Annotated in this window: 18 protein-coding genes; 9 read left to right on the plus strand and 9 right to left on the minus strand. The window is 67.9% G+C overall.

Features of this window, described 5'->3' with window-relative positions; genetic code table 11:
- Nucleotides 1–68: 68 nt before the first annotated feature.
- The 5 genes from upp to CupriaWKF_RS04390 all read right to left on the minus strand — a co-directional run bounded on the left by upp (nt 69) and on the right by CupriaWKF_RS04390 (nt 7,578).
- On the minus strand, nt 69–719 hold the full coding sequence (upp, locus tag CupriaWKF_RS04370) for a uracil phosphoribosyltransferase (RefSeq protein ID WP_276099804.1): 651 nt from the start codon (nt 717–719) through the stop codon (nt 69–71).
- A gap of 171 nt (nt 720–890) precedes the next feature.
- Entirely contained in the window at nt 891–2,291 is a 1,401-nt protein-coding gene (locus CupriaWKF_RS04375; protein WP_276099805.1) for an MFS transporter, read from the minus strand.
- Between the two features lie 568 nt (nt 2,292–2,859).
- Nucleotides 2,860–5,754 carry a c-type cytochrome gene (locus CupriaWKF_RS04380; RefSeq protein WP_276100663.1) on the minus strand — a complete coding sequence of 965 codons (2,895 nt, stop codon included), beginning with the start codon at nt 5,752–5,754 and terminating at the stop codon, nt 2,860–2,862.
- Nucleotides 5,755–5,792: 38 nt separating this feature from the next.
- A complete protein-coding gene (locus CupriaWKF_RS04385; RefSeq protein WP_276099806.1) occupies nt 5,793–6,290 on the minus strand; it encodes a (2Fe-2S)-binding protein in 498 nt (165 codons plus the stop codon).
- Nucleotides 6,291–6,417: 127 nt separating this feature from the next.
- Nucleotides 6,418–7,578 (minus strand): FAD-dependent monooxygenase, encoded by a 1,161-nt coding sequence (locus tag CupriaWKF_RS04390; RefSeq protein WP_276099807.1) that lies wholly within the window; start codon nt 7,576–7,578, stop codon nt 6,418–6,420.
- A gap of 415 nt (nt 7,579–7,993) precedes the next feature.
- Between CupriaWKF_RS04390 and CupriaWKF_RS04395 the strand changes: the two genes are divergently transcribed.
- The 4 genes from CupriaWKF_RS04395 to CupriaWKF_RS04410 are packed head-to-tail and all read left to right on the plus strand — an operon-like array spanning nt 7,994 to nt 11,282.
- On the plus strand, nt 7,994–8,695 hold the full coding sequence (locus CupriaWKF_RS04395) for an Asp/Glu racemase (protein ID WP_276100664.1): 702 nt from the start codon (nt 7,994–7,996) through the stop codon (nt 8,693–8,695).
- Nucleotides 8,696–8,705: 10 nt separating this feature from the next.
- On the plus strand, nt 8,706–9,539 hold the full coding sequence (locus CupriaWKF_RS04400; protein ID WP_276099808.1) for an alpha/beta hydrolase: 834 nt from the start codon (nt 8,706–8,708) through the stop codon (nt 9,537–9,539).
- Between the two features lie 23 nt (nt 9,540–9,562).
- A complete protein-coding gene (locus CupriaWKF_RS04405; protein ID WP_276099809.1) occupies nt 9,563–10,642 on the plus strand; it encodes a 2,5-dihydroxypyridine 5,6-dioxygenase in 1,080 nt (359 codons plus the stop codon).
- On the plus strand, nt 10,635–11,282 hold the full coding sequence (locus CupriaWKF_RS04410) for an N-carbamoylsarcosine amidohydrolase (protein WP_276099810.1): 648 nt from the start codon (nt 10,635–10,637) through the stop codon (nt 11,280–11,282). Before CupriaWKF_RS04405 ends, CupriaWKF_RS04410 begins: the two co-directional genes overlap by 8 nt.
- 27 nt (nt 11,283–11,309) lie before the next feature.
- On the opposite strand, the gene CupriaWKF_RS04415 is transcribed toward CupriaWKF_RS04410, so the two are convergent.
- Complete coding sequence (locus CupriaWKF_RS04415) at nt 11,310–12,053, minus strand: TetR/AcrR family transcriptional regulator (RefSeq protein WP_276099811.1); 744 nt, start codon at nt 12,051–12,053, stop codon at nt 11,310–11,312.
- Between the two features lie 94 nt (nt 12,054–12,147).
- On the opposite strand from CupriaWKF_RS04415, the gene CupriaWKF_RS04420 reads away from it, so the two are divergent.
- Complete coding sequence (locus tag CupriaWKF_RS04420; RefSeq protein WP_276099812.1) at nt 12,148–14,427, plus strand: molybdopterin cofactor-binding domain-containing protein; 2,280 nt, start codon at nt 12,148–12,150, stop codon at nt 14,425–14,427.
- Between the two features lie 29 nt (nt 14,428–14,456).
- On the opposite strand, the gene CupriaWKF_RS04425 is transcribed toward CupriaWKF_RS04420, so the two are convergent.
- Entirely contained in the window at nt 14,457–14,936 is a 480-nt protein-coding gene (locus CupriaWKF_RS04425; protein ID WP_276099813.1) for a MarR family winged helix-turn-helix transcriptional regulator, read from the minus strand.
- Between the two features lie 74 nt (nt 14,937–15,010).
- On the minus strand, nt 15,011–16,018 hold the full coding sequence (locus CupriaWKF_RS04430; protein ID WP_276099814.1) for a tripartite tricarboxylate transporter substrate binding protein: 1,008 nt from the start codon (nt 16,016–16,018) through the stop codon (nt 15,011–15,013).
- A 259-nt stretch (nt 16,019–16,277) separates the two neighbouring features.
- Here CupriaWKF_RS04430 and CupriaWKF_RS04435 point away from each other — a divergent pair, with 259 nt between their 5' ends.
- From CupriaWKF_RS04435 to CupriaWKF_RS04450, 4 genes are all read left to right on the plus strand, one after another.
- Nucleotides 16,278–17,177, plus strand: a complete 900-nt coding sequence (locus CupriaWKF_RS04435; protein ID WP_276099815.1) for a DMT family transporter — start codon at nt 16,278–16,280, stop codon at nt 17,175–17,177.
- A 65-nt stretch (nt 17,178–17,242) separates the two neighbouring features.
- The gene (locus CupriaWKF_RS04440) at nt 17,243–18,031 is read left to right on the plus strand and encodes an SDR family oxidoreductase (protein ID WP_276099816.1); all 789 of its coding nucleotides are present in this window, start codon (nt 17,243–17,245) and stop codon (nt 18,029–18,031) included.
- Between the two features lie 67 nt (nt 18,032–18,098).
- Nucleotides 18,099–18,488 (plus strand): methylglyoxal synthase, encoded by a 390-nt coding sequence (locus CupriaWKF_RS04445; protein ID WP_276099817.1) that lies wholly within the window; start codon nt 18,099–18,101, stop codon nt 18,486–18,488.
- A 40-nt stretch (nt 18,489–18,528) separates the two neighbouring features.
- Complete coding sequence (locus CupriaWKF_RS04450) at nt 18,529–19,506, plus strand: quinone oxidoreductase (RefSeq protein WP_276099818.1); 978 nt, start codon at nt 18,529–18,531, stop codon at nt 19,504–19,506.
- 42 nt (nt 19,507–19,548) lie between these two features.
- On the opposite strand, the gene CupriaWKF_RS04455 is transcribed toward CupriaWKF_RS04450, so the two are convergent.
- Nucleotides 19,549–20,322, minus strand: coding sequence for a protein phosphatase 2C domain-containing protein (locus tag CupriaWKF_RS04455; protein WP_276099819.1), 774 nt, complete (start codon nt 20,320–20,322; stop codon nt 19,549–19,551).
- Between the last annotated feature and the right edge of the window lie 334 nt (nt 20,323–20,656).

Here is a 20,656-nt window from a genome sequence, read left to right on the forward strand (position 1 = left end):
GTTGAGTAGGATCAAGCCCTCGCCAGCCAAGAAAGTCGGGGGCCAGCCCACGCCGGCCCGCCGCGGCGTCAGTTCTTGGTGCCGAACAGGCGGTCGCCCGCGTCGCCGAGGCCCGGCACGATGTACGCGTGGTCGTCCAGATGGCTGTCGAGCGACGCCACGTACAGCTTCACGTTCGGGTGGGCCTTGTGGAACACCTCAACGCCCTCGGGCGCCGCCACCAGCGCGACGAAAGTGATGGCCTCGTCCTTCACGCCGCGGCGCTTCAGCACATCCACGGCATGCGCCGCCGAGTAACCGGTGGCAACCATCGGATCGCACAGGATGAAACTGCGGTCTTCCACGTCCGGCAGGCGCACCAGGTATTCCACCGGACGGTGCTGCTCGTCGCGGTACACGCCGATATGCCCGATCCGCGCCGACGGGATCAGCTCCACCAGCCCATCGCTCATGCCGACACCGGCGCGCAGCACCGGCACGATGGTCAGCTTCTTGCCCGCGATCACCGGCGCGTCCAGCGGCACCAGCGGCGTTTCGATATGCCGCGTGGTGAGCGGCAGGTGGCGCGTGATCTCGTAGCCCATCAGCAGCGTGATCTCGCGCAGCAGCTCGCGGAAGGTGCGCGTGGACGTGTCCCGGTCGCGCATATGCGAGAGCTTGTGCTGGATCAGCGGGTGGTCGAGGATGTACAGGCTGGGGAAACGCGGATCTTGTTTCATGGCGGGCGGCGAAGGCTCGGCGGGAGAGGGGTGAAGCGGGCGGCCCCGGTCTTGTGGATCGGGGCGCCGCGCCGTTGTAGCGGGATTGTAATGGAAGCGGGCCGCCGCGCGGCTGCGGCGGATCCTGCCTGTCGCTACGTTTCCGGACCTGCCGTGCCGGCAGGCCGCGCGTCAGTCGAGCGCCCGGTTCTTCGACTCGATATCGACCATGTAGATCGCGAGCGCCGCCACGGCCAGGAACGATGAGAGCAGCACCAGGGCCAGCGTGAAATGCGTGGTCATGACCGGGGCAACGATGGCCGGCGCGAACAGGCCGCCGAAGCGGGCCATGGCGCCCGCCGTACCCATCCCGCTCGCGCGCAGGTCGGTCGGATACACCTCCGGCGTGAAGGCGTAGAGCGCGCCCCAGGTGCCGAGCAGCGAGAAGCTCATCAGCAGGGTGGAGCCGACCACCAGCGCGGGAGACTGGCCCAGGCTGTAGAGCATGCAGCCCGCGGCGCTGAGCAGCAAGAAGCCGATCAGCGTCGGCTTGCGGCCCCAGCGCTCGACGCCATGCGCGGCAAGCGCGAAGCCCGGCAGCTGCACCAGCGCGAGCAGGATCAGGAAGACCTGGCCGCGCATGAAGCCGAAGCCCTGGCCGGCCAGCTTCACCGGCAGGTAGACGAAGACGCCGTAGTAGGCGATCGAGATCAGCGCCCACGCCACCAGCAGGCTGATGCTGCGGCGACGGAAGCCGGTCGCGAACAGCGCCAGCACCGACTTGCGCTCCATCTTCTGCGGCTCGAGCGCGCCGATTTCAACCGAAACGCGATTGGCGGCCGCTACACGCTGCAGCACCGCGCGTGCCTCGGCCGAGCGTCCCGACTTGTTCAGGTAAAGCGGCGACTCGGGCACGAAGAAGCGGCAGACCACGCCGACCAGCGCAGGGATGCCGGTGACCAGGAAGATCAGGCGCCAGGCTGCATCGCCGTGCGAAACGGCGATCAGCGCCAGCACCGCCAGCAGGATCGTGCCGACGGCCCAGAACGATTCCAGCAGGACCAGCCAGCGGCCGCGACGGTCCGAGGGCAGGAACTCGGCCATCATGGTGTAGTCGACGGGCAGGGTGCCGCCGACGCCGATGCCGGTCAGGAAACGCAGCACCAGCAGCCACTGGAAATCCGGCGCGAACGACGACGCGACACCGCAGATGGCGTCGATGACCACCGCCATCATCAGCACGGGCCGGCGGCCGATCCGGTCGGCCAGGCGGCCGAACGCGAACGCGCCGATCAGCATCCCGACAAAGAACATGGTTCCGGTCTGCAGCGCCGTGGGCACGGGAATGCCGAAAGTCTTGGCAATCGAGGGCGCGGTGAAGCCGATCGACAGCACCTGCATCGCGTCGGCGAGCCAGACCAGGCCGAAGATCACGAACAGCCGGTACTGGAAGCGGCCGACGCCGGCGGCGCGGATGCCTTCCTCGATCGTGATGGCCCGGGACGTTGTTGCCCTCGGGTTCGACGGCGGGGCCGAGCTTACCGACGCGTCAGCGATGGTCGTGGGGGGCATGGATGAAATGGATGACGACATTTTGTCTACCTGTCTACCTGTCTACCTGTCTGTTAGAGGGCTGTTTCCTGAACCCGGATGCACACGTCTGTCGAAGCAGGGGGCCGGACCAGTGCGCGGGTCCAGACTGACGCGTGATGCTGTCGCGCCGCCGATTGCAACGTAACGTTGGGGGGCTTCAATCGGGCGAAGCGAGAACTATGCCGGGAGCACTCTGGCCATGCATGGGTGATGTGGATACGTCATCGTGACTCCTTATTGTCTACCCTTGGTGGTTTTCTGGTCTTGTATTCATCGTGGCACGCAATCGCGGTGCGCGCTCCTTGTCCTGGAATGCACCGCTGCATGCCCTGCTCGCACTCATGTAGTGCGTGCTACATGATCGTTCAGCGTAAGCTACATGAAAGGGGCCGGCAAGGCCGATCTGCGGTTTTCTCCTCGGGGTTTTCCCGCGCGCCGCCATGCGTGCGCAGGCAGGGTCTCCTGTGCGGCGGAACACCGCCGTCAGTGGTTCCGCCGGACACGGCATGTCCTCGTCCGGCAGGTGGAAATGGTGCGCGGCGATCGTGCCGCGCAGGTCTCCATCAGGTCAGTGCGCGGGTGCCGCGCGCAGGCGCGCGACGGTGGCCTCTACGTCCTGCCACGCGGGTTTGTCGGGCGCGAAGCGCGCGCGCAGATATTGCGTGACCGCGGTGACCTGCTTGTCGTCCAGGCTGTCGGCGTAAGACGGCATGGCGCCGAGCGTGCTGTTCGGCGGCGCCGGCATGCCTTGCAGCAGCACCTGGATCACATTGTCGGGCCGGTCGCTGTGCAGGTTCGTGTTGAGTGCCAGCGAAGGCTTCACGCCGAACTGGCGCATGCCCTGCTCTGACTGGTGGCACACGGCGCACGCGCTCTGGTACAGGCGCGCCGCGGGGCCGCCCAGCGATCTGGCTGCCTCGGCGCTGCGCCGCTCGTACTGCGCGGCCTGCGCGGTGATTTGCGCGGGCGCGGGCGGCGGGGCGCTGAACGACGCGACGTAGTGCGCAATGGCGCGCACATCCGATTCCGGCAGTTGCGCCAGCTCTTCCACGACGGGAGCCATCGGCCCCGCGGCAGCGCCGTGGTGCGCGGCATAGCCACCGCGCAGGTAGGTGAACAGGGCGTCTTCGGTCCACGGTACCGGCGCGCGCGACAGCGCGGTCAGCGCGGGCGCATCCCAGCCTTCGGCGGTGCCGCCTGTCAGGTAGTGGCGCCCGCCTTTCTCGCCGCCGAGTGCGTTGCGCGGCGAATGGCAGGCGCTGCAATGACCCAGGCCCTCGGCCAGGTAAGCGCCGCGGTTCCATTGCGCCGATCGCGTGGCATCCGGCTGGAATGGCGCGTTACGGTGGAACAGCAGGTTCCAGCCGGCAAGCAGCGGACGCAGGTTGAACGGGAAGGCCAGTTCGGTGCGCGGCACGCTGGTCTTCACGGGCTCGGCCGACATCAGGTAGGCATACAGCGACTGCATGTCGGCATCACTGATCTTCGCAAAGGCCGTGTAGGGAAACGCCGGGTACAGCCGGCGGCCGTCGCGATGGATGCCTTCGCGCATGGCGCGCTCGAATGCGGCGAATGACCACGTGCCGATGCCAGTCTCGGCGTCGGGCGTGATGTTGGTGCTGTAGACCGTGCCGAACGGCGTTTCCAGCGCCAGGCCGCCGGCATTCTTCACGCCGCCCGGTGCGGTATGGCAGACCGCGCAGTCGCCGGCGGCCGCTACCAGCCGTCCGCGTTCGAGCGTCGCGGCCGAATAGAAGCCGGGTTCCGGCGGCGCCACGGGTGCGATGGGCGCGCGCCACGGCAGCACCGTCGCGCACAGGCCGGCAGCGGCGGCGGCCGCGGCGGCGAGCCAGCCGCGCTTGCTGCGGCGCTTCTCAGGCGGTTGCGTGTCCAGTGCCAGGCGGATGCACTCGGCGCTGAACGGCGGTTCGCGCAGGCGTACGCCGGTGGCATCGAAGATCGCGTTGGCGACGGCCGCCGCCGCAGGCAGTGTCGCGGCGGGGCCGGCGGCCAGGGTATTGCGCGTAGCCAGGGTGCCGGCCATGCGGATTTCCGGCACGTTGGTGCAGGTCACCGTGGGCAGTGTGTCTGATGCCTCCGGCTGCCCGGCGGGCCATGCATCAAAGCCGGACGCTGGCGCGGTCAGCTGCCTTGCGGCCTGCGCCACCACGTGTTCGAGTGCTGGTGAAGCGGGCGTGGCGCGCTGCGGCACGGCCGCTTCGCTGTCGTGACCGATGGTCACACGCGTGACGGCGAGTTCGCCGGTGGTGCCATCGACTTCCACTTCCGCGACCCACGCCGACCAGCTTTGCGCATCATCGCTCTCTACGGCATGCGCATACGCGAAGCCGCGACCACGACGCACGTTGCCCGAGCGCGCAGCGCCGGCACGCGGCGCTGACGGGTTCCATCCGGCGCGTTCGGCCACGTCGCGAACCAGCGCCGCGCCGCGCGCGTCGTCGAGGTGTTCCAGCCGCAGTGCTACCGGATCGGCGCCGGCACTCGCGGCAATCTCGTCAAGGTGCGATTCCTGCGCGAATACCCGTGCGCGGGCGCTGGCGAGCGGTGCATCCGGCGAGCCGGCATCCGCACCGGCAGCGCTGATGTCGATGTTGGGGATACGGTACGGCGGCAGCACGCTGTCGCTCGCTTGCGCGTCGCCGGCGACTTTGGTCACCGGAGCCGGCGTATGGGTCAGCCACAGCGCGAGCGGCAGGGCCGGCGCTGCGGTGCCGCCATGCGTGGCGGCGTACGCGTCGATGACGGCGCCGGCGCGCGCGCTGTCGATGTGCCAGTCCAGCGTCGCATCGGCCAGCCCGATGTCTTCAGCGGTAATGGTTCGCCGCACGCAGCAGCCAGCGGCGTGCGCCATCAGCGCGGCGTCGGCGGCGGCATGGTGCGCGAGCAGGCCAGGATCGGCACTGTCGTCGGCGCTTTGCCAGCACACCAGCGTGACTTGATGTTCGGCGATGCCAAGCAGCGCGGCCAGTTCGGCACGCAGCGCGCCCGGACGCGTGCTGGGCAGCCAGACGTGCAGCGTGCCGTCGCGCCAGTCCGCGACCGCCGTACACGTCGCTGTCGCTGCCTCCACGCCAGCCAGCGGCCACTGGTAGTGCTGTGCCTGGCGTGCGCACGACTGTGCAAGCGCCCCCGCGGCGTTGCCAAGCTGCGCGAGCGCCTGCCGCCGTACGGGTGCCGTATCCGCTGCTGGCGCAGCGGTCCAGCGCGCGCGCAGTGAAGCAGCCGCGTGCGCGGCCTGTTCGGGGGTGTCCGCCACCACGCCAGCGAAGTTGTTCCTGACGACGATGGCACGCACGCCCGGCGCCGCCGCGGCAGCGTCCTGGTCCTCCACGCCGAGCAGGCGCGCTACGAGCGGCTCGCCGCCGGCCCAGCGCAGTCCGGGCGGGCGCAGCACATGGGCGGACAGGCAGCGCGGCAATGGCGGCGGGCTCTCCGCCGTCATCGAGACCGCGGTGCCGGAGCGGAGTGCCAGCGTGTCGTTCACGGCTGCGCTCCTTGCGCGCATTCGCGCTGCAGGACCGCCGCGCGCAGCACGGCGCGCACGATCTCCACGTGCGTGCCGCAGCGGCACAGGTTGAAGCGCAGCGCTTCGCGGATCTCGGCCTCGCTCGGGTCCGGATTCTCCGCGAGCAGCGCCTTCGCGGTCATGATCATGCCGTTGAGGCAGTAGCCGCACTGCGCGGCCTGCTCGTCGATGAACGCCTGCTGCACCGGGTCGGGGTGCGCGGGCGTGCCCAGTCCCTCCAGCGTGGTCACGTCATGGCCAAGCACGGCCTTCACCGGCAGCACGCACGAGCGCGCGGCGGTGCCGTCCACCAGCACCGTGCAGGCGCCGCACTGGCCCAGTCCGCAACCGTACTTCGGGCCATTGCAGGCCAGGTCGTTGCGCAGGATATAGAGCAGTGGCGTGTCGGGCGCCACGCAGACCGTATGGTCGGCGTGGTTGACATGCAGCGTCAGGGGGCGGGGCGCGTTCATCGGGGGCAGGGGGCGGTTTGAACATCACGCATCGCTGCGCCGCGCCCCTTCATGGCGAGGGGCTGTGGCGCGTCGGACCCATACAGCGGCGACACCGGCCGTACGGGCAAACCGGCTCAGGCGGACATCATGCAGCCGCCGACAGCGGCGGGCGTCCGGCCGAAACCAGCGGCACGTTGTACACATCGTAGCCGAAACACCAGTCGGGATTCTCGTTGGTGCGCAGCCACGTGTTGTTGTGCGAGACCAGCTGGACCTTGCTGGCGCGTTCGGCACGGTTGGCTTCGTACAGCGCGAAGGTGGCGGCGTGGTCGTCCGTGCCGGCCTCGACGAAACAGCGCGTGAGCATGGCGGCATCCTCGATCGCCATGGCAGCGCCCTGGGCCATGTGCGGCTTCATCGGGTGGCAGGCGTCGCCGAGCAGCACGAGGCGGCCGAGGCTCCATACCGGCAGCGGATCACGTTCCAGCAGCGGCCACTTGGTCACCTCCACGGTGCCTTCGATCAGCGACTGCACGCCCTGGTGCCAGCCGTCGAACGCGGCGCGCATCTCTTCGATGCTGCTGGGCACCCAGCTCTTGCTCATGTCCCACTCGGGCTCGGGCACGCCGGTCACGTAGTAGATCTCGTCGAGCTTGCCGGTGTCGAAGTACACCATCATGTGGCGGTCGTCCGACCACCACTTGGTGCAGCGGTCATGTGTGAAGCCCTTGACGCGCGAGATCGGGAACACCGCGCGGTGCGCGACATAGCCGGTGTACTTGGGCGGCTCCGCGCCGAGCAGCGTTTCGCGGATGCGCGAGTTCACGCCATCCGCGCCGATCACGATATCGGCCTCGTCGACGGTACCGTCCGTAAAGCGCAGTTGCACCACGTCGCCCTGGTCGGTCACGCTTTCGAGCTTCTTGTTGAAGAACAGCGTGCCAGGCGCCACGGAATCGGTGAGCAGCTTGTGGAAGTCGCCGCGGTGCACGGTCAGGTAGCTGGCGCCGTAGTGCTTCAGGGCGTAGTCGCCGAGCGGAATCTGCGCGATCACCTCGCCGCTCTCCCAGTCGCGGCTGTACCAGTAGTCGGGGTGGCAGCCCATGTCATTGAGCGCGTCCTCGATGCCGATGCGCCGCATGATCTTCATCACGTTCGGACCCACGTGGATGCCAGCCCCCAGGCGCGAGAACGCCGGCGCCTGTTCATAGAGCCTGACCTGGAAGCCGGCGCGCTGCATCAGGGCGGCAGCGGCCGTCCCTCCGAGTCCTGCGCCGATGATTGCGATTCGCGGTTTGCCTTGCACGTTATTTCTCCTGGCGGTGACACATGGGTCGATGAGTGGGGGCCGGCTCCGCGGCCAGTTGTTGAAAACGAGTGTACACACTCAAAAAATCAAGGTAAAGCCAGATTTGCATCACCCTATGGAAAACCCTGATGTTGATGTGATCGCCATCGGGTTTCTCCCAGTAATGGCGAATTTATGCGCAAATTAAGGGCATCAGCTATTCAGTGCGCACTGAATGAGTGCTCTTTTCGGTGCGCAGAATCTGTTTGCGCATATATAGTGTGTACACTACAATCAATCGCAACCGCGGACGACCGGCATCACTGCCGGGAGCGGCCGGGTAGACAAGGCATTCCCAAGACAACAGATGACGGAGTCGACAGTGCAGAAAGTTTTCCGAATCGGCCAGATCGTGCCGAGCTCCAACACCACGATGGAAACCGAGATCCCGGCCATGCTGACCGCGCGGCAGCAGGTCCGCCCCGAGCGCTTCACCTTCCATTCCAGCCGCATGCGCATGAAGAAGGTGGTCAAGGAAGAACTGGCCGCGATGGATGCCGAATCCGACCGCTGCGCCGTGGAGCTTTCCGATGCGCGCGTGGACGTGCTCGGCTACGCCTGCCTGGTCGCGATCATGGCGATGGGGCACGGCTACCACCGCAAGTCGGAGCAGCGCCTGAAGGCCCACACCGTCGAGAATGGCGGCGACGCCCCGGTGATCACGAGCGCCGGTGCGCTGGTTGACGCACTCAAGGTGATCGGCGCGAAGCGCATCGCCGTGGTCGCGCCGTACATGAAGCCGCTGACCGAGCTGGTGGTCGACTACATCCGAAACGAAGGCTACGAAGTCGTCGACTACCGCGCACTGGAAATCCCGGACAACCTCGAAGTGGGCCGCCACGATCCCGCCAAGCTGCCGGGTATCGTCGCGCAAATGAAGATTGCCGATGTCGATGCCATCGTGCTGTCGGCCTGCGTGCAGATGCCGTCGCTGCCGGCCGTGGCCAAGGTCGAGGCGATGACCGGCAAGCCGGTGATCACCGCGGCCATCGCCACCACGTATGCGATGCTGCGCGCACTGGACCTGGAGCCGGTCGTGCCGGGTGCCGGCGCGCTGCTGTCGGGCGCCTACTGAGGGCCGCACCATGAGCACCTTCCTCTATGGCGGCAACGTCCAGGCCAATGACATCCGTCAACACTATCTGCGCTACGGTGGCAACGATGGCGAGCGCGCGTCGCGCGACGCCGTGATCATCGTGCCGGGCATCACGAGCCCGGCGATCACCTGGGGCTTCGTCGGCGAACAGTTTGGCCAGCACTTCGATACCTACGTGCTGGACGTGCGCGGCCGCGGCCTGTCTGAAGCGGGCGACACGCTGGACTATAGCCTCGATGCGCAGGCCACCGACGTGATCGCCTTCGCGCAGGCATTGGGCCTGCAGCGCTACGCGATCGTCGGCCACTCGATGGGCGGACGCATCGGCGTTCGCGCCGCGCGGCAGCAACCGGCAGGCCTGACGCGCCTGGTGATGGTCGATCCGCCGGTCTCTGGCCCGGGCCGCCGCGCTTACCCGGCGCAACTGCCCTGGTATATCGATTCGATCCGCCTCGCGCGCGCCGGCATCGACGCCGAGCGCATGCGCCGCTTCTGCCCGACCTGGACGGAAGAACAACTGCGCCTGCGCGCCGAATGGCTGCACACCTGCGACGAACGCGCGATCCTGGCGAGCTTCAACGGCTTCCATGAGGACGACATCCACGCCGACCTGCCGCACGTGTCGGTGCCGACGCTGCTGATGCGGGCGGGCCGCGGCGACGTGGTGCGCGATGAGGACGAACAGGAAATCCGCACGCTGCTGCCGGGCGTGCTGGTGAGCCACGTGGCCGATGCCGGCCACATGATCCCATGGGACGACGAGGCCGGCTTCTACCGTGCCTTCGGCGATTTCCTCGGCGCGCCATTGCCCGCGCTGGCCTGATTACCGCGATCGGAGGAGCGAACATGCCCGTAAGCGATTACGACCTGACCCAGGCGTGGAAGCAGGTGCTCACGCTGTCGAAGCTGGAAGCCGGCCAGACGGTCACGGTGTTGACCGGTGCCGCCACGCATCCGCAGACATTGCGTACCGCCATGGTGGCGGCCGCGTCGATGGGCACCATCGTCAACCGGCTCGACCTGCCGCCGGTCAATGGCGAGAAGGCGCTGAGCCGCGACGCACTGGCCTATCTCGGCACCACGCCGCTGACCGGCAACCGCGCCGCCATTGCAGCGCTCAAGGCGAGTGATCTTGTGCTCGACCTGATGACGCTGCTGTTCTCGCCCGAGCAGCACGACATCCTGAGCGGCGGCACGAAGATCCTGCTTGCGGTGGAGCCGCCCGAGGTGCTCGTGCGCATGGTCCCCACCGAAGCCGACCGCAAGCGCGTGAAGGCCGCCACGGCGCGGCTGTCGCGCGCGCGGGAAATGCATATCGTCTCCGACGCGGGCATGGACTTGCGCTGCAGCCTCGGCGAGTTCCCGGCGATCAGCGAGTACGGCTTCGTCGACGACCCCGGCCGCTGGGACCACTGGCCGAGCGGCTTCGTGCTGACGTGGCCGAACGAAGGCGGCACCAACGGCACCATCGTGCTGGACCGCGGCGACATCCTGCTGCCGATGAAGTCTTATATCCAGGAGCCGATCCGCATCAAGGTCGAGGGCGGCTATGTGAGGGCGATCGAAGGCGGGCTCGATGCCGAGCTGCTGGCCGACTACATGGCATCGTTCAACGACCCGGAAGCGTATGCGATGTCGCATATCGGCTGGGGCCTGCAGCCGCGCGCGAGCTGGTCCGCGCTGGCCATGTACGACCGAGAGGCCACCATCGGCATGGACGCACGCGCATTCGAAGGCAACTTCCTGTGCTCGTTCGGCCCCAACAACGAAGCGGGCGGCAGCCGCACTACCGCCTGCCATATCGATATCCCGGTGCGCCGCTGCACGGTCAGCCTCGACGGCGAGCCCGTGGTGGCGCGGGGCAAGGTGACGGACGGCCACCACGCGCCCGTCAACACTTTATTCAAGGACGCCAGCCATGCATGACGAAGTCCAGACCTACCAGCGGCAAGGCTTTGGCACCGCCATGGAGATCCGGCCGCCGTACGGGCTGCTGATCATCGATTTCGTCAACGGCTTTGCCGATCCGAGGGTCTTTGGCGGCGGTAATATCCCGGAGGCCATCCGCAATACCCGGCCGCTGCTGCGCGCGGCGCGCGAGCAGGGCTGGCCGGTGGCGCACAGCCGCATCGTGTTTGCCGATGACGATGCCGATCACAACATCTTCACGCTGAAGGTGCCCGGCATGCTGACGCTCAAGGAAGACAGCCACAACAGCGCGATCGTGCCGGAGCTGGCGCCGGCAGCCGGCGAGCTGGTGGTGCGCAAGACCGTGCCGTCGGCGTTCTTCGGTACCTCGCTCGCGGCGTGGCTCACGCAGCGCGGCGTGCAGACGCTGCTGGTGGCCGGCTGCGTCACCAGCGGCTGCGTGCGCGCGAGCGTGGTCGACGCGATGTCGCTCGGCTTCCGGCCGCTGGTGCTGTCGGACTGCGTCGGCGACCGCGCGCTCGGCCCGCACGACGCGAACCTGTTCGACATGGAGCAGAAGTACGCCACCGTGCTGAGCCGCGACGAAGCGCTCGCGCAGATCGCGCAGCGCGCGGCGGGCGTGCGCGCGGCGGCCTGACGCGTGCCGGCGAGACCGATACGCCGCTCAGCCGGCCATCGCGCTGCGTTTCCGGGCCGGCTTGCCGGAAGGCCTGGCCGGCGCGGGCGGGGCGTCGGGGACGGCGCCGGGCACCGCCACGGCGCGCAGCACCGTCTGCTGGATCACATCGCGCCAGTGCGACACCGCGGCCGGGCTCATCATGGGCTCGCCAAGAAAGGCGCTGAGCGTATGATGGTTCGAGTTATAGAAGTAGCCGAGCGAGGCGATCACCATGTAGACGTCGCGCGCGCCGGCGTCGGGTCGGAACAGGCCCGACGCCTTGCCGCGCGACAGGATACCGTCGAGCACGGACAGCGCGTAGCTGGAAATGTCGCGCAGCCGCACGGACTTGCGCGCGTGCTTGCCCTGGCTGATGTTCTCGCTAGTGAGGATCGCGACGAACTCCGGGTGCTCGAGGTAGTAGTGCCAGATGAAGTCGATGAGCTGCGAGAGCGCGCGCACCGGATCGGCCGCGTCGAGTTCGCCTTCGAGTTTCTGCTCGGCTTCATTGAGCTGCAGGTAGATGGTCTCCAGGACTTCGACGAACAGCTTTTCCTTGCTGCCGAAGTAGTAGTAGATCATCCGGTCGTAGGTCTTGGCGAGCGAGGAAATGCGTTCGATGCGGCCGCCGTCGTAGCCGCGCTGCGCGAAGACCTTGATGGCCGCCTTCAGGATCCGGTCGCGGCTGTCCTGCGCCTGCCGGGCGCGCGTGCCGACTGCCGCGCGCTGGGTTGCGGTCTTGAGGGTCATGTTGGATGGCTCGGCATGAGGTCTGTGTCTGGCAGGCAGTATAACGGTGGCATCGAGGGTGCCGCCTGAAGCGAAGCGGCAAAATTCACGAGCTATGACTGCGACAATCCTCGATTCCGTTCCCGAGGCGGAGGCCTCCACCCCGCGCGCGCAGCGCCTGGCGCTGCTGCAGGCCAGCGGCGTGCTGCTGGTAACGCGCGCCCCGCAGGCGGCGGCGCGTCCCGCGCCAGGCCAGCCGGGCGCCGCGTCGGACTATGTGCCGGCGCTGCCCGATATCTTCGTGGCCGTGCGCGATACCGGCGAGGTGCTCGCCTTCAACGGCCATGTCGACCTGGGCACCGGTATCCGCACCGCGCTGGCGCAGATCGTCGCCGAAGAGCTCGACGTGCCGCTCGCGCGCGTGCGCATGGTGCTTGGCCATACCGAGGCCACGCCCAACCAGGGCCCGACCATTGCCAGCGCGTCGATCCAGATTTCCGCCATCCCGCTGCGGCGCGCGGCCGCGCAGACGCGCGCATGGCTGCAGACGCGCGCGGCGCAGCAACTGGGCGTGGCGCCGGAAACGCTGGAGGCCGACGACGGCGTGTTTCGCGTAAAAGGCGTGCAGGACGGCATCGGCTACGGCGCCCTGGTGGCCGGCGGACATGTCGAGCTGCCGCTGGCCGACGACGTGCCGACCAAGCCGGTCGAGGCCTATCGCATTGTGGGCCGTGGCGCGGGCCGCGTGGATATCCCCGACAAGGCGCGCGGGGTGCTGACCTTCGTGCATGACGTGCGCGTGCCCGGCATGCTGCATGGCCGCGTGGTGCGCCCGCCGTACGCCGGCCGCGATGCCGGCGATTTCGTCGGGACCAGCCTGCTGGAAGTCGATCGCGATTCCGTGCGCGATGTGCCGGGACTGGTCGACGTCATCGTGCAAGGCGATTTCGTCGGCGTGGTCGCCGAGCGCGAGGAGTACGCGGTATTGGCGGCGCGGCGCCTGCGCGTGCGCTGGAAGCCGGTCCCGCCGCTGCCGGCGCTCGACGATCCCGAGCCTGTGTTGCGTGCCAATCCGGCCACGCGCCGCGCCTTGCTGGACGACGGCGAGATGCCGGCGGCCAATGCCGGCACTACGCTGGCACGCCACTATGTCTGGCCTTACCAGATGCACGGCTCCATCGGCCCGTCATGCAGTGTGGCGGACTGGCGCGAGGACGGCCTGACGGTATGGTCGGGCACACAGAACCCGCATGTACTGCGCATTGACCTGGCGCGGCTGTCCGGACTTGGCGAGGACAGCATCGAGATCGTGCGCATGGAGGCCGCAGGCTGCTACGGCCGCAATTGCGCCGATGATGTTTGCGCCGACGCCGTGCTCCTTTCGCGCGCGGTGGGCCGCCCGGTGCGCGTACAGCTCTCGCGCGAGCAGGAACACCTGTGGGAGCCCAAGGGTGCGGCGCAGCTGATGGACGTCAGCGCGACGCTTGGCGCCGGCGGCGAATTGCTCGGCTACGACTTCGTCAGCCGCTATCCGTCCAACGATGCGCCGACGCTGGCGCTGCTGTTGACCGGGCAGGTGCCCAATGCGCCGTGCATGCTCGAGATGGGCGACCGCACCGCGGTGCCGCCATACGCCTACGCGGGCCGCCGCATCGGCTGCGACGATACGCCCGCCATCGTGCGTGCATCGTGGCTGCGCGGGGTATCGGCACTGCCGAATACGTTCGCGCATGAATGCATGATTGACGAACTGGCGAGCGAGGCCGGCACGGACCCCGTGGACTTCCGCCTGCGCCACCTGCCGGACGAACGCGCCGCCGACCTGCTGCGCGCCGTCGCGCAAGCCGCGGGCTGGCAACGCGGGACACAGGGTTCACGCGGCGTACCGGATGCGGACGGCAAGCTGCGTGGCCGCGGCGTGGCCTACGCGCGCTATATCCACAGCCGCTTTCCGGGCTTCGGCGCGGCGTGGGCCGCATGGATCCTCGATGTTTGCGTCGATGCCGACACTGGCCAGATCGCCGTCGAAAAGATCGTCGTGGGCCAGGACACCGGCATGATGGTCAACCCCAACGGCGTACGCCACCAGATCCACGGCAACGTGGTGCAGACGCTGAGCCGCGTGCTCAAGGAGCAGGTGCGCTTTGACGGCACGGGCGTGGCCAGCCGGGAGTGGGGCGGCTATCCGCTGCTGACTTTCCCGGAGATTCCGCCGATCGAGGTGGTGCTGATGCCGCGGCAGTCGGAGCCACCTTTGGGCGCGGGCGAGTCGGCATCATTGCCGGGCGCGCCGGCGATGGCCAACGCATTGTTCGATGCGATCGGCGTGCGCTTGCGGCGGCCGCCGTTTGTGCCGGAGACGGTGCTGGCCGTTCTGCGTAGCCGTCGGCCCTAGCAAACCGGCAGCAGTATTTGCGCTGCCGCTCAGTTCCCGCCGTTTGATTCGTCGATCTCGCTCATCTTGCGTAGCAGGTAAGTTACCGCCACGCGCTCGGCCGGGTTCAGGTTGCCAAACGTCTGTTCGGAAATCTGCTTCGCGAACGGCACCGTCTCGTCGATCAGCGCCAGCCCGGCCTCCGTCACCGTCACCACCACCTTGCGCCGGTCATTCGGATCGTGCGATACCGCAATCAGCTCGCGTGCCTTGAGCCGCTCGATGATGCCGCGCACCGTGGCCTGGTCGATCGCCGTGGCGCGCACCACTTCATTGAGCGAGCACGGTTGCCGGTCCCTGACCGCGCACAGCACCACGAATTGCGCGGCCGTGAGCTGCGAATCGGGAATGGTCTGCTGGAAGATGGCCACGTGGCGCTGGTACGCGCGGCGCAGCAGGTGGCCCACCTGTTCGGTGAAATCGTAGCCGGGGTCGGTCTTGGCGGCGGGCTGGTCGGAGGAGGAGGGCACTTCGATCGTGGTGCGATGGATGGTGTGCCCCGAGTATACCGACGAAGGTGGCGAAGGTGCGCCTGTGGCGAAGCTTAATCGACGGTAATGGCCGCGCTCTTCGCTACCTTGCCGAAGCGCTCGTACTCCTGCAGCGTAAGCGTCTGCAGCTCCGTCGCGCTCGAGCCCTTCGGGTTGAAGCCGGCCTGCGTCAGCTTCTCGCGCACGTCCGCGCGGCCCAGCGCTTCGACGAAAGCGGCATTGAGTGCCTGCACCACGGGCGCGGGCAGGTTGGCCGGGCCATAGACGCCGAACCACGGCTCCACCGCATAGCCCGGCAGGCCGGCCTCGGCCAGCGTCGGCACGTCCGGCAGCGACGGCGAGCGGCTCTTGCCGGCCACGGCCAGCGCGCGCAGCTTGCCTGCCTGGATGTGCGGCAGCGAGGCCGGCAGGTTGTCGAACATCACGGCGATATGCCCGCCGAGCATGTCGTTGATGGCCGGGCTGCTGCCCTTGTACGGCACGTGCGTCAGGCCGGTATGCGTCATCTGCGAGAACATCGCGCCGGCCAGATGCATCGACGTGCCGGTGCCCGCGGTCGCGTACGTCAGCCCGGAATGTGCCTTGGCATAGGCAATCAGTTCCGGCACGGTCTTCACCGGCAGCGACGGGCTCACCTCAAGCACGATGGTCGAGGTGCCAAGCAGGCTGATGGCGGTGAAGTCCTTGCGCGGGTCGAACGGCACCTGCTTGTAGACATGCGGATTCAGCGCATTGGTGGAGATCGCACCGAAGCCGATGGTGTAGCCATCGGGCGCGGCCTTGGCCACGGCGTCCATGCCGATGTTGCCGCCGGCGCCGGGCCGGTTTTCGATGACCACGGGCTGGCCCAGTTTCTCGGCCACGCGCTGGCCGACGGTACGCGCGACGAGATCCGTGGTGCCGCCGGCGGCGTACGGGACGACGAAGCGGATCGGCTTGGCCGGGAACGTGTCGGCCGCGGCGGCGGCCAGCGGCAGGGCGCCGAGCGTGGCGGCCGTGGTGGCACCTAGCGTCAGGGCGATCAGCGTGGCGCGGCGGCGAAGGGCAGGGCGTTGCGGCATGGCGCGGAAACTCCTCTACGGGTTGCGTTGTTCTGTAGTCCCGGCACGGCCATCGGTCCATTGTCGATGGATGTCCGTGCGGAAGCGCCCATTGTAGGCAAATGCGGACGAGCGGAGGCATACCGGGCGGTAGGCCGATGTCCATGCTTCTTTTCGAATACAATCTTCTGGTCGTCTTTGCCGACCCGGCCGGCCACGGTTGCGGCGGCAGCCTCTCCGCCTGAATTCCCCCGTGCCAGTTTCACCAAAATCTCTTGCCATGCCCGCTGCGCTGCCGTTGCCGCAGCGTTCGGGGCTGGCTATCGCGGCCGTTGGCGCCGTGCTGTTCTCCGCCAAGGCCATTGTCGCCAAATTGATGTACCGCTACAGCGTCGACGCCGTCATGGTGATCACGCTGCGCATGCTGTTCGCCGTGCCGCTGTTCATGGCGATCGGCTGGTGGCAGTCGCGGCGCCTGCCGGCGCTGTCGTGGGCCGACCGTGGACGCGTGGTGTTCCTTGGCTTCATTGGCTACTACCTGTCGAGCTTCATGGATTTCCTGGGCCTGCAGTACATCACCGCGGGGCTGGAACGGCTGATCCTGTTCCTGACGCCGTCGTTCGTGCTGCTGGCCACGGCGCTGCTGTTCCGGCGCCCGATTGCCGCGCGGCAGTGGGTGTCGCTGCTGCTGGCCTACCTCGGCATCGTGCTGGTGTTCGCCCATGACCTCGATGTCAGCGGCGCGCAGGTCTGGCTTGGCGGCGCGCTGGTGCTGGCCAGTGCCTTGACGTATGGTATCTACCTGATCCTGAGCGGCGAGCTGGTGCAGCGCATCGGCTCGCTGCGGCTGGTGGCGTATGCGATGTGCGTGTCCACCGCATGCTGCATGCTGCAGTACCTGGCGCTGGGCCGGCCTGTAGCCGAGCTCGCGCAGCCGGCGCCGGTGATGTGGCTGTCACTCGTCAATGCGGTGTTCTGCACGGTGCTGCCCGTCTCGATGACGATGGTGGCCGTGGCCCGCATCGGCGCGCCGATGGCCTCGCAGGCGGGCATGATCGGCCCGGTATCGACGCTGTTCCTGGCCTTCTGGCTGCTCGACGAACCGGTCAGCGGCGTGCAGCTGGCGGGCAGCGCGCTGGTGCTGGGCGGGATGTACCTGTTGTCGGCGCGCAAGGCATGACCGGGCGGCGACACCACCCCTGACTGACAAACGATACAAGCAGCAAGCAACTGGGAGAACGAGAAATGGATCTGGGACTGCGTGGCAAGCATGCACTGGTGTGCGGCGCGAGCAAGGGCCTGGGCTTCGCCTGCGCGGACGCGCTGGCCGCCGAAGGCGTGGACGTGGTGATCGTTGCGCGCGGCGCCGAGGCGCTGGAGAAGGCCGCGGCCGACCTGCGCGCGCGCCATGGCCGCCGCGTGATCGCGGTGGCCACCGACATCACGAAGCCGGAAGGCCGCAAGGCCGCGCTCGATGCCGTGGCCAAGCTGGGCGATCTCGACATCCTGGTCAACAACGCCGGCGGCCCGCCGCCGGGCAATTTCCGCGACTGGGACCGCGACGCGTGGCTGGCGGCGCTGGACGCCAACATGCTGACCCCGATCGAACTGATCAAGGCCACGGTCGACGGCATGATCGCGCGCAAGTGGGGCCGCATCATCAACATCACGAGCGGTGCGGTGAAGGCCCCGATCGACATCCTGGGCCTGTCCAACGGCGCGCGCTCGGGCCTGACCGGCTTCATCGCCGGGCTGGCGCGCGAAGTGGCGCAGCACGGCGTGACAGTGAACAACCTGCTGCCGGGGCCGTTCAACACCGATCGCCTGGCCAAGACCATGGAAGGCGCGGCACAGAAGGCCAACCTGAGCATCGAAGAAATCGCGCAACGCCGCGCCGCGCAGAACCCTTCGCGCCGCTTCGGCGACCCGGCCGAGTTCGGCGCCACCTGCGCCTTCCTGTGCAGCCGCCAGGCCGCGTACATCACGGCGCAGAACATCCTGCTCGACGGCGGCGCCTACCCCGGCACGTTCTGAACCCGGCGCGGCCCCGCTACTGGCCGCACCTTTTACCTGCAGTCGCTTACCGCAACAAGGACCCTTGATGACCCGCCCACGTATTGCCCTGATTGCACACGACCACAAGAAGGACGACATCGTTGCCTTTGCCACACGGCATCGCGAATTCCTTGCGCAGTGCGAGCTGCTCGCGACCGGTACCACCGGTGGCCGGCTGATCGATGAAGTCGGGCTCGATGTGACGCGAATGCTGTCCGGGCCCTGGGGCGGTGACCTGCAGATTGGCGCCCAGCTTGCGGAAGGGCGAGTGCGCGCCGTGATCTTCCTGCGCGACCCGATGACGCCGCAGCCGCACGAGCCGGATATCAACGCGCTCGTGCGCGCGTGCGACGTGCATAACGTGCCGTGCGCGACCAACGTCGCCACGGCGGACCTGCTGATCGCCGAGCTGTGCCGCATCGAGGCGAAAGGCTGATCCCCAACCCCAATTAGCCTGACTGACAGGAGACATGCAGATGACCAAAGCCATCCGGATCGAACAGACCGGCGGACCGGAAGTGATGCAGTGGGTCGACGTGGAAGTCGGCGAGCCCGGCCCGGGCGAAGTCCGGGTCCGCCATGAGGCGGTGGGGCTCAACTATATCGACGTCTACTTCCGCTCGGGCCTTTACAAGCAGCCGCTGCCCGCCGGGCTGGGCATGGAAGGCGCGGGCGTGGTCGAGGCGGTGGGCGCGGGCGTGACCCACCTGCGCGCGGGCGACCGCGTGGCCTACGCGGGCCGCCCGAACGGCGCCTATGCGCAGGTGCGCGTGATGCCGGCCGATATCGTCGTGCGCCTGCCCGATTCGATTTCCTTCGAGCAGGGCGCGGCCATGATGCTGCAGGGCCTGACCGCGCAGTACCTGATCCGCGACAGCTACCGCGTGCAGGCCGGCGACACCGTGCTGCTGCATGCGGCGGCCGGCGGCGTCGGGCTGATCGCCTGCCAGTGGCTCAAGGCGCTCGGTGTCACGGTGATCGGCACGGTCGGCAGCGATGAGAAGGCGGAGCTTGCGCGCGCGCATGGCTGCACGCATACCGTGGTCTATACGCGTGAATCGTTTGTGGACCGGGTCAAGGAGATCACTGGCGGCAAGGGCGTGCCGGCCGTGTATGACTCGATCGGCGCCGACACCTTCCACGGCTCGCTCGACTGCCTGGCGCCGCGCGGCACCATGGTCAGCTTCGGCAATGCCTCGGGCCCGGTGCCGCCGTTCGATATCTCAGTCCTGGGCAGCAAGGGGTCGCTGCGGCTTACGCGGCCGACGCTGATGACCTATGTGGTTCACCGCGAATTGCTGGAGCCGATGGTGGCGGACCTGTTTGAGGCGGTCGGCAGCGGCAAGGTGAAGATCGATATCCGGCAGAGATATGCGCTGGCCGATGTCGCGCAGGCACATCGGGACCTGGAGGCGCGCAGGACGACGGGGTCTACGGTCCTGTTGCCGGGATAGAAGGCGATCAGGGGGCGCATGCCACGAACGATGATGTTCCCCCTATACCTCCGGATTCACCAGCGTCATATCCGAACCGTAAGGATCCTCAGCCCGCACCACCACGACGGTGACGTTGTCATGGCCGCCATGATCCAGCGCCATCTTCACAAGCGCCTCGGCCGCGGCAGCGGGATCGCCGCCTGCGGCCAGTACCGATGCAATGCCATCGTCGTCGACTTCATTGCTCAGGCCGTCGCTGCAAAGCAGGAACACATCGCCATCGGCGACATCGACGAACAGCTGTTCCGGCATGAGCGTGTCGGCCGCGCCGACGGCACGCGTGATGGTGTTGTGCGCAGGGTGGTGCCGCGCTTCCTCCGCGGTGATCAGCCCGCGTGCGAGCAGCCGCTCTACCTGGCTGTGGTCGCGCGTCAGGCGCTGCAGCCGTCCGTCGCGCATCCGGTAGAGCCGGCTGTCACCGGCCCAGAGACATCCGCAGCGGCGGTCACCCACTGCCAACGCCACCACGGTGGTGCCCACGCAGCGCACCTGCAGGCGCGCGGCTTCGGCAATCAGCGTGCGGTTGACGTCCTGCAGCGCGGCGCCCACGTCGGCCAGCCGTTCTTCCAGTGATGGCCGCGCCGCCAGGCCCGCCAGTGCCTGTGTGACGGCCTGGCTGGCGAAATCACCGACCGCGTGGCCGCCCATGCCGTCGGCCACGACCCAGATGCCCAGGTCAGGAAGATCCAGGCACGCATCCTCATTGCGCTCGCGTACGCGGCCCACGTCGGTGCAGGCCGCCGATGTCCAGCGGAATTGCGACACGCCAGTCAAGATGCCCTCCGTCAGTGGAAGCGCTTGCTCGCATCTGATCAGCATAGAAGCTGTTGCTGGTCTCGTAAAAGCGGATCACCCGGCCCCGCCCGATACCTCTTTGCCCGTGGCGAACGGATGGTCCTGCCAAAAACCCGCTGTGTGCAGTTGGCCCGGAGCGTAATGGTGGCGCCCGGCCAACAACCTGGCGGCAATGTCGTTGGTCGCCAGGCAACAGTCGACGCGCCTCCACGACGCCACATTGGCCGCAAACGTCGAGCTGGCGCGACCAGGGGGCACTGGCACGTGTCATGCAGAGGGTCTGGCAACGACGCAGCAATGACTGCAGCGACCA

It is taken from the genome of Cupriavidus sp. WKF15 (assembly GCF_029278605.1).
Taxonomy (GTDB): Bacteria; Pseudomonadota; Gammaproteobacteria; order Burkholderiales; family Burkholderiaceae; genus Cupriavidus.

Bases quoted from the DNA above. Each gene is read 5' to 3' on its own strand.
- upp (WP_276099804.1), bottom strand. From the start codon at position 719: ATGAAACAAGATCCGCGTTTCCCCAGCCTGTACATCCTCGACCACCCG.
- CupriaWKF_RS04375 (WP_276099805.1), bottom strand. From the start codon at position 2,291: ATGTCGTCATCCATTTCATCCATGCCCCCCACGACCATCGCTGACGCG.
- CupriaWKF_RS04380 (WP_276100663.1), bottom strand. From the start codon at position 5,754: ATGACGGCGGAGAGCCCGCCGCCATTGCCGCGCTGCCTGTCCGCCCAT.
- CupriaWKF_RS04385 (WP_276099806.1), bottom strand. From the start codon at position 6,290: ATGAACGCGCCCCGCCCCCTGACGCTGCATGTCAACCACGCCGACCAT.
- CupriaWKF_RS04395 (WP_276100664.1), top strand. From the start codon at position 7,994: ATGGAAACCGAGATCCCGGCCATGCTGACCGCGCGGCAGCAGGTCCGC.
- CupriaWKF_RS04400 (WP_276099808.1), top strand. From the start codon at position 8,706: ATGAGCACCTTCCTCTATGGCGGCAACGTCCAGGCCAATGACATCCGT.
- CupriaWKF_RS04405 (WP_276099809.1), top strand. From the start codon at position 9,563: ATGCCCGTAAGCGATTACGACCTGACCCAGGCGTGGAAGCAGGTGCTC.
- CupriaWKF_RS04410 (WP_276099810.1), top strand. From the start codon at position 10,635: ATGCATGACGAAGTCCAGACCTACCAGCGGCAAGGCTTTGGCACCGCC.
- CupriaWKF_RS04415 (WP_276099811.1), bottom strand. From the start codon at position 12,053: ATGACCCTCAAGACCGCAACCCAGCGCGCGGCAGTCGGCACGCGCGCC.
- CupriaWKF_RS04420 (WP_276099812.1), top strand. From the start codon at position 12,148: ATGACTGCGACAATCCTCGATTCCGTTCCCGAGGCGGAGGCCTCCACC.
- CupriaWKF_RS04430 (WP_276099814.1), bottom strand. From the start codon at position 16,018: ATGCCGCAACGCCCTGCCCTTCGCCGCCGCGCCACGCTGATCGCCCTG.
- CupriaWKF_RS04435 (WP_276099815.1), top strand. From the start codon at position 16,278: ATGCCCGCTGCGCTGCCGTTGCCGCAGCGTTCGGGGCTGGCTATCGCG.
- CupriaWKF_RS04440 (WP_276099816.1), top strand. From the start codon at position 17,243: ATGGATCTGGGACTGCGTGGCAAGCATGCACTGGTGTGCGGCGCGAGC.
- CupriaWKF_RS04445 (WP_276099817.1), top strand. From the start codon at position 18,099: ATGACCCGCCCACGTATTGCCCTGATTGCACACGACCACAAGAAGGAC.
- CupriaWKF_RS04450 (WP_276099818.1), top strand. From the start codon at position 18,529: ATGACCAAAGCCATCCGGATCGAACAGACCGGCGGACCGGAAGTGATG.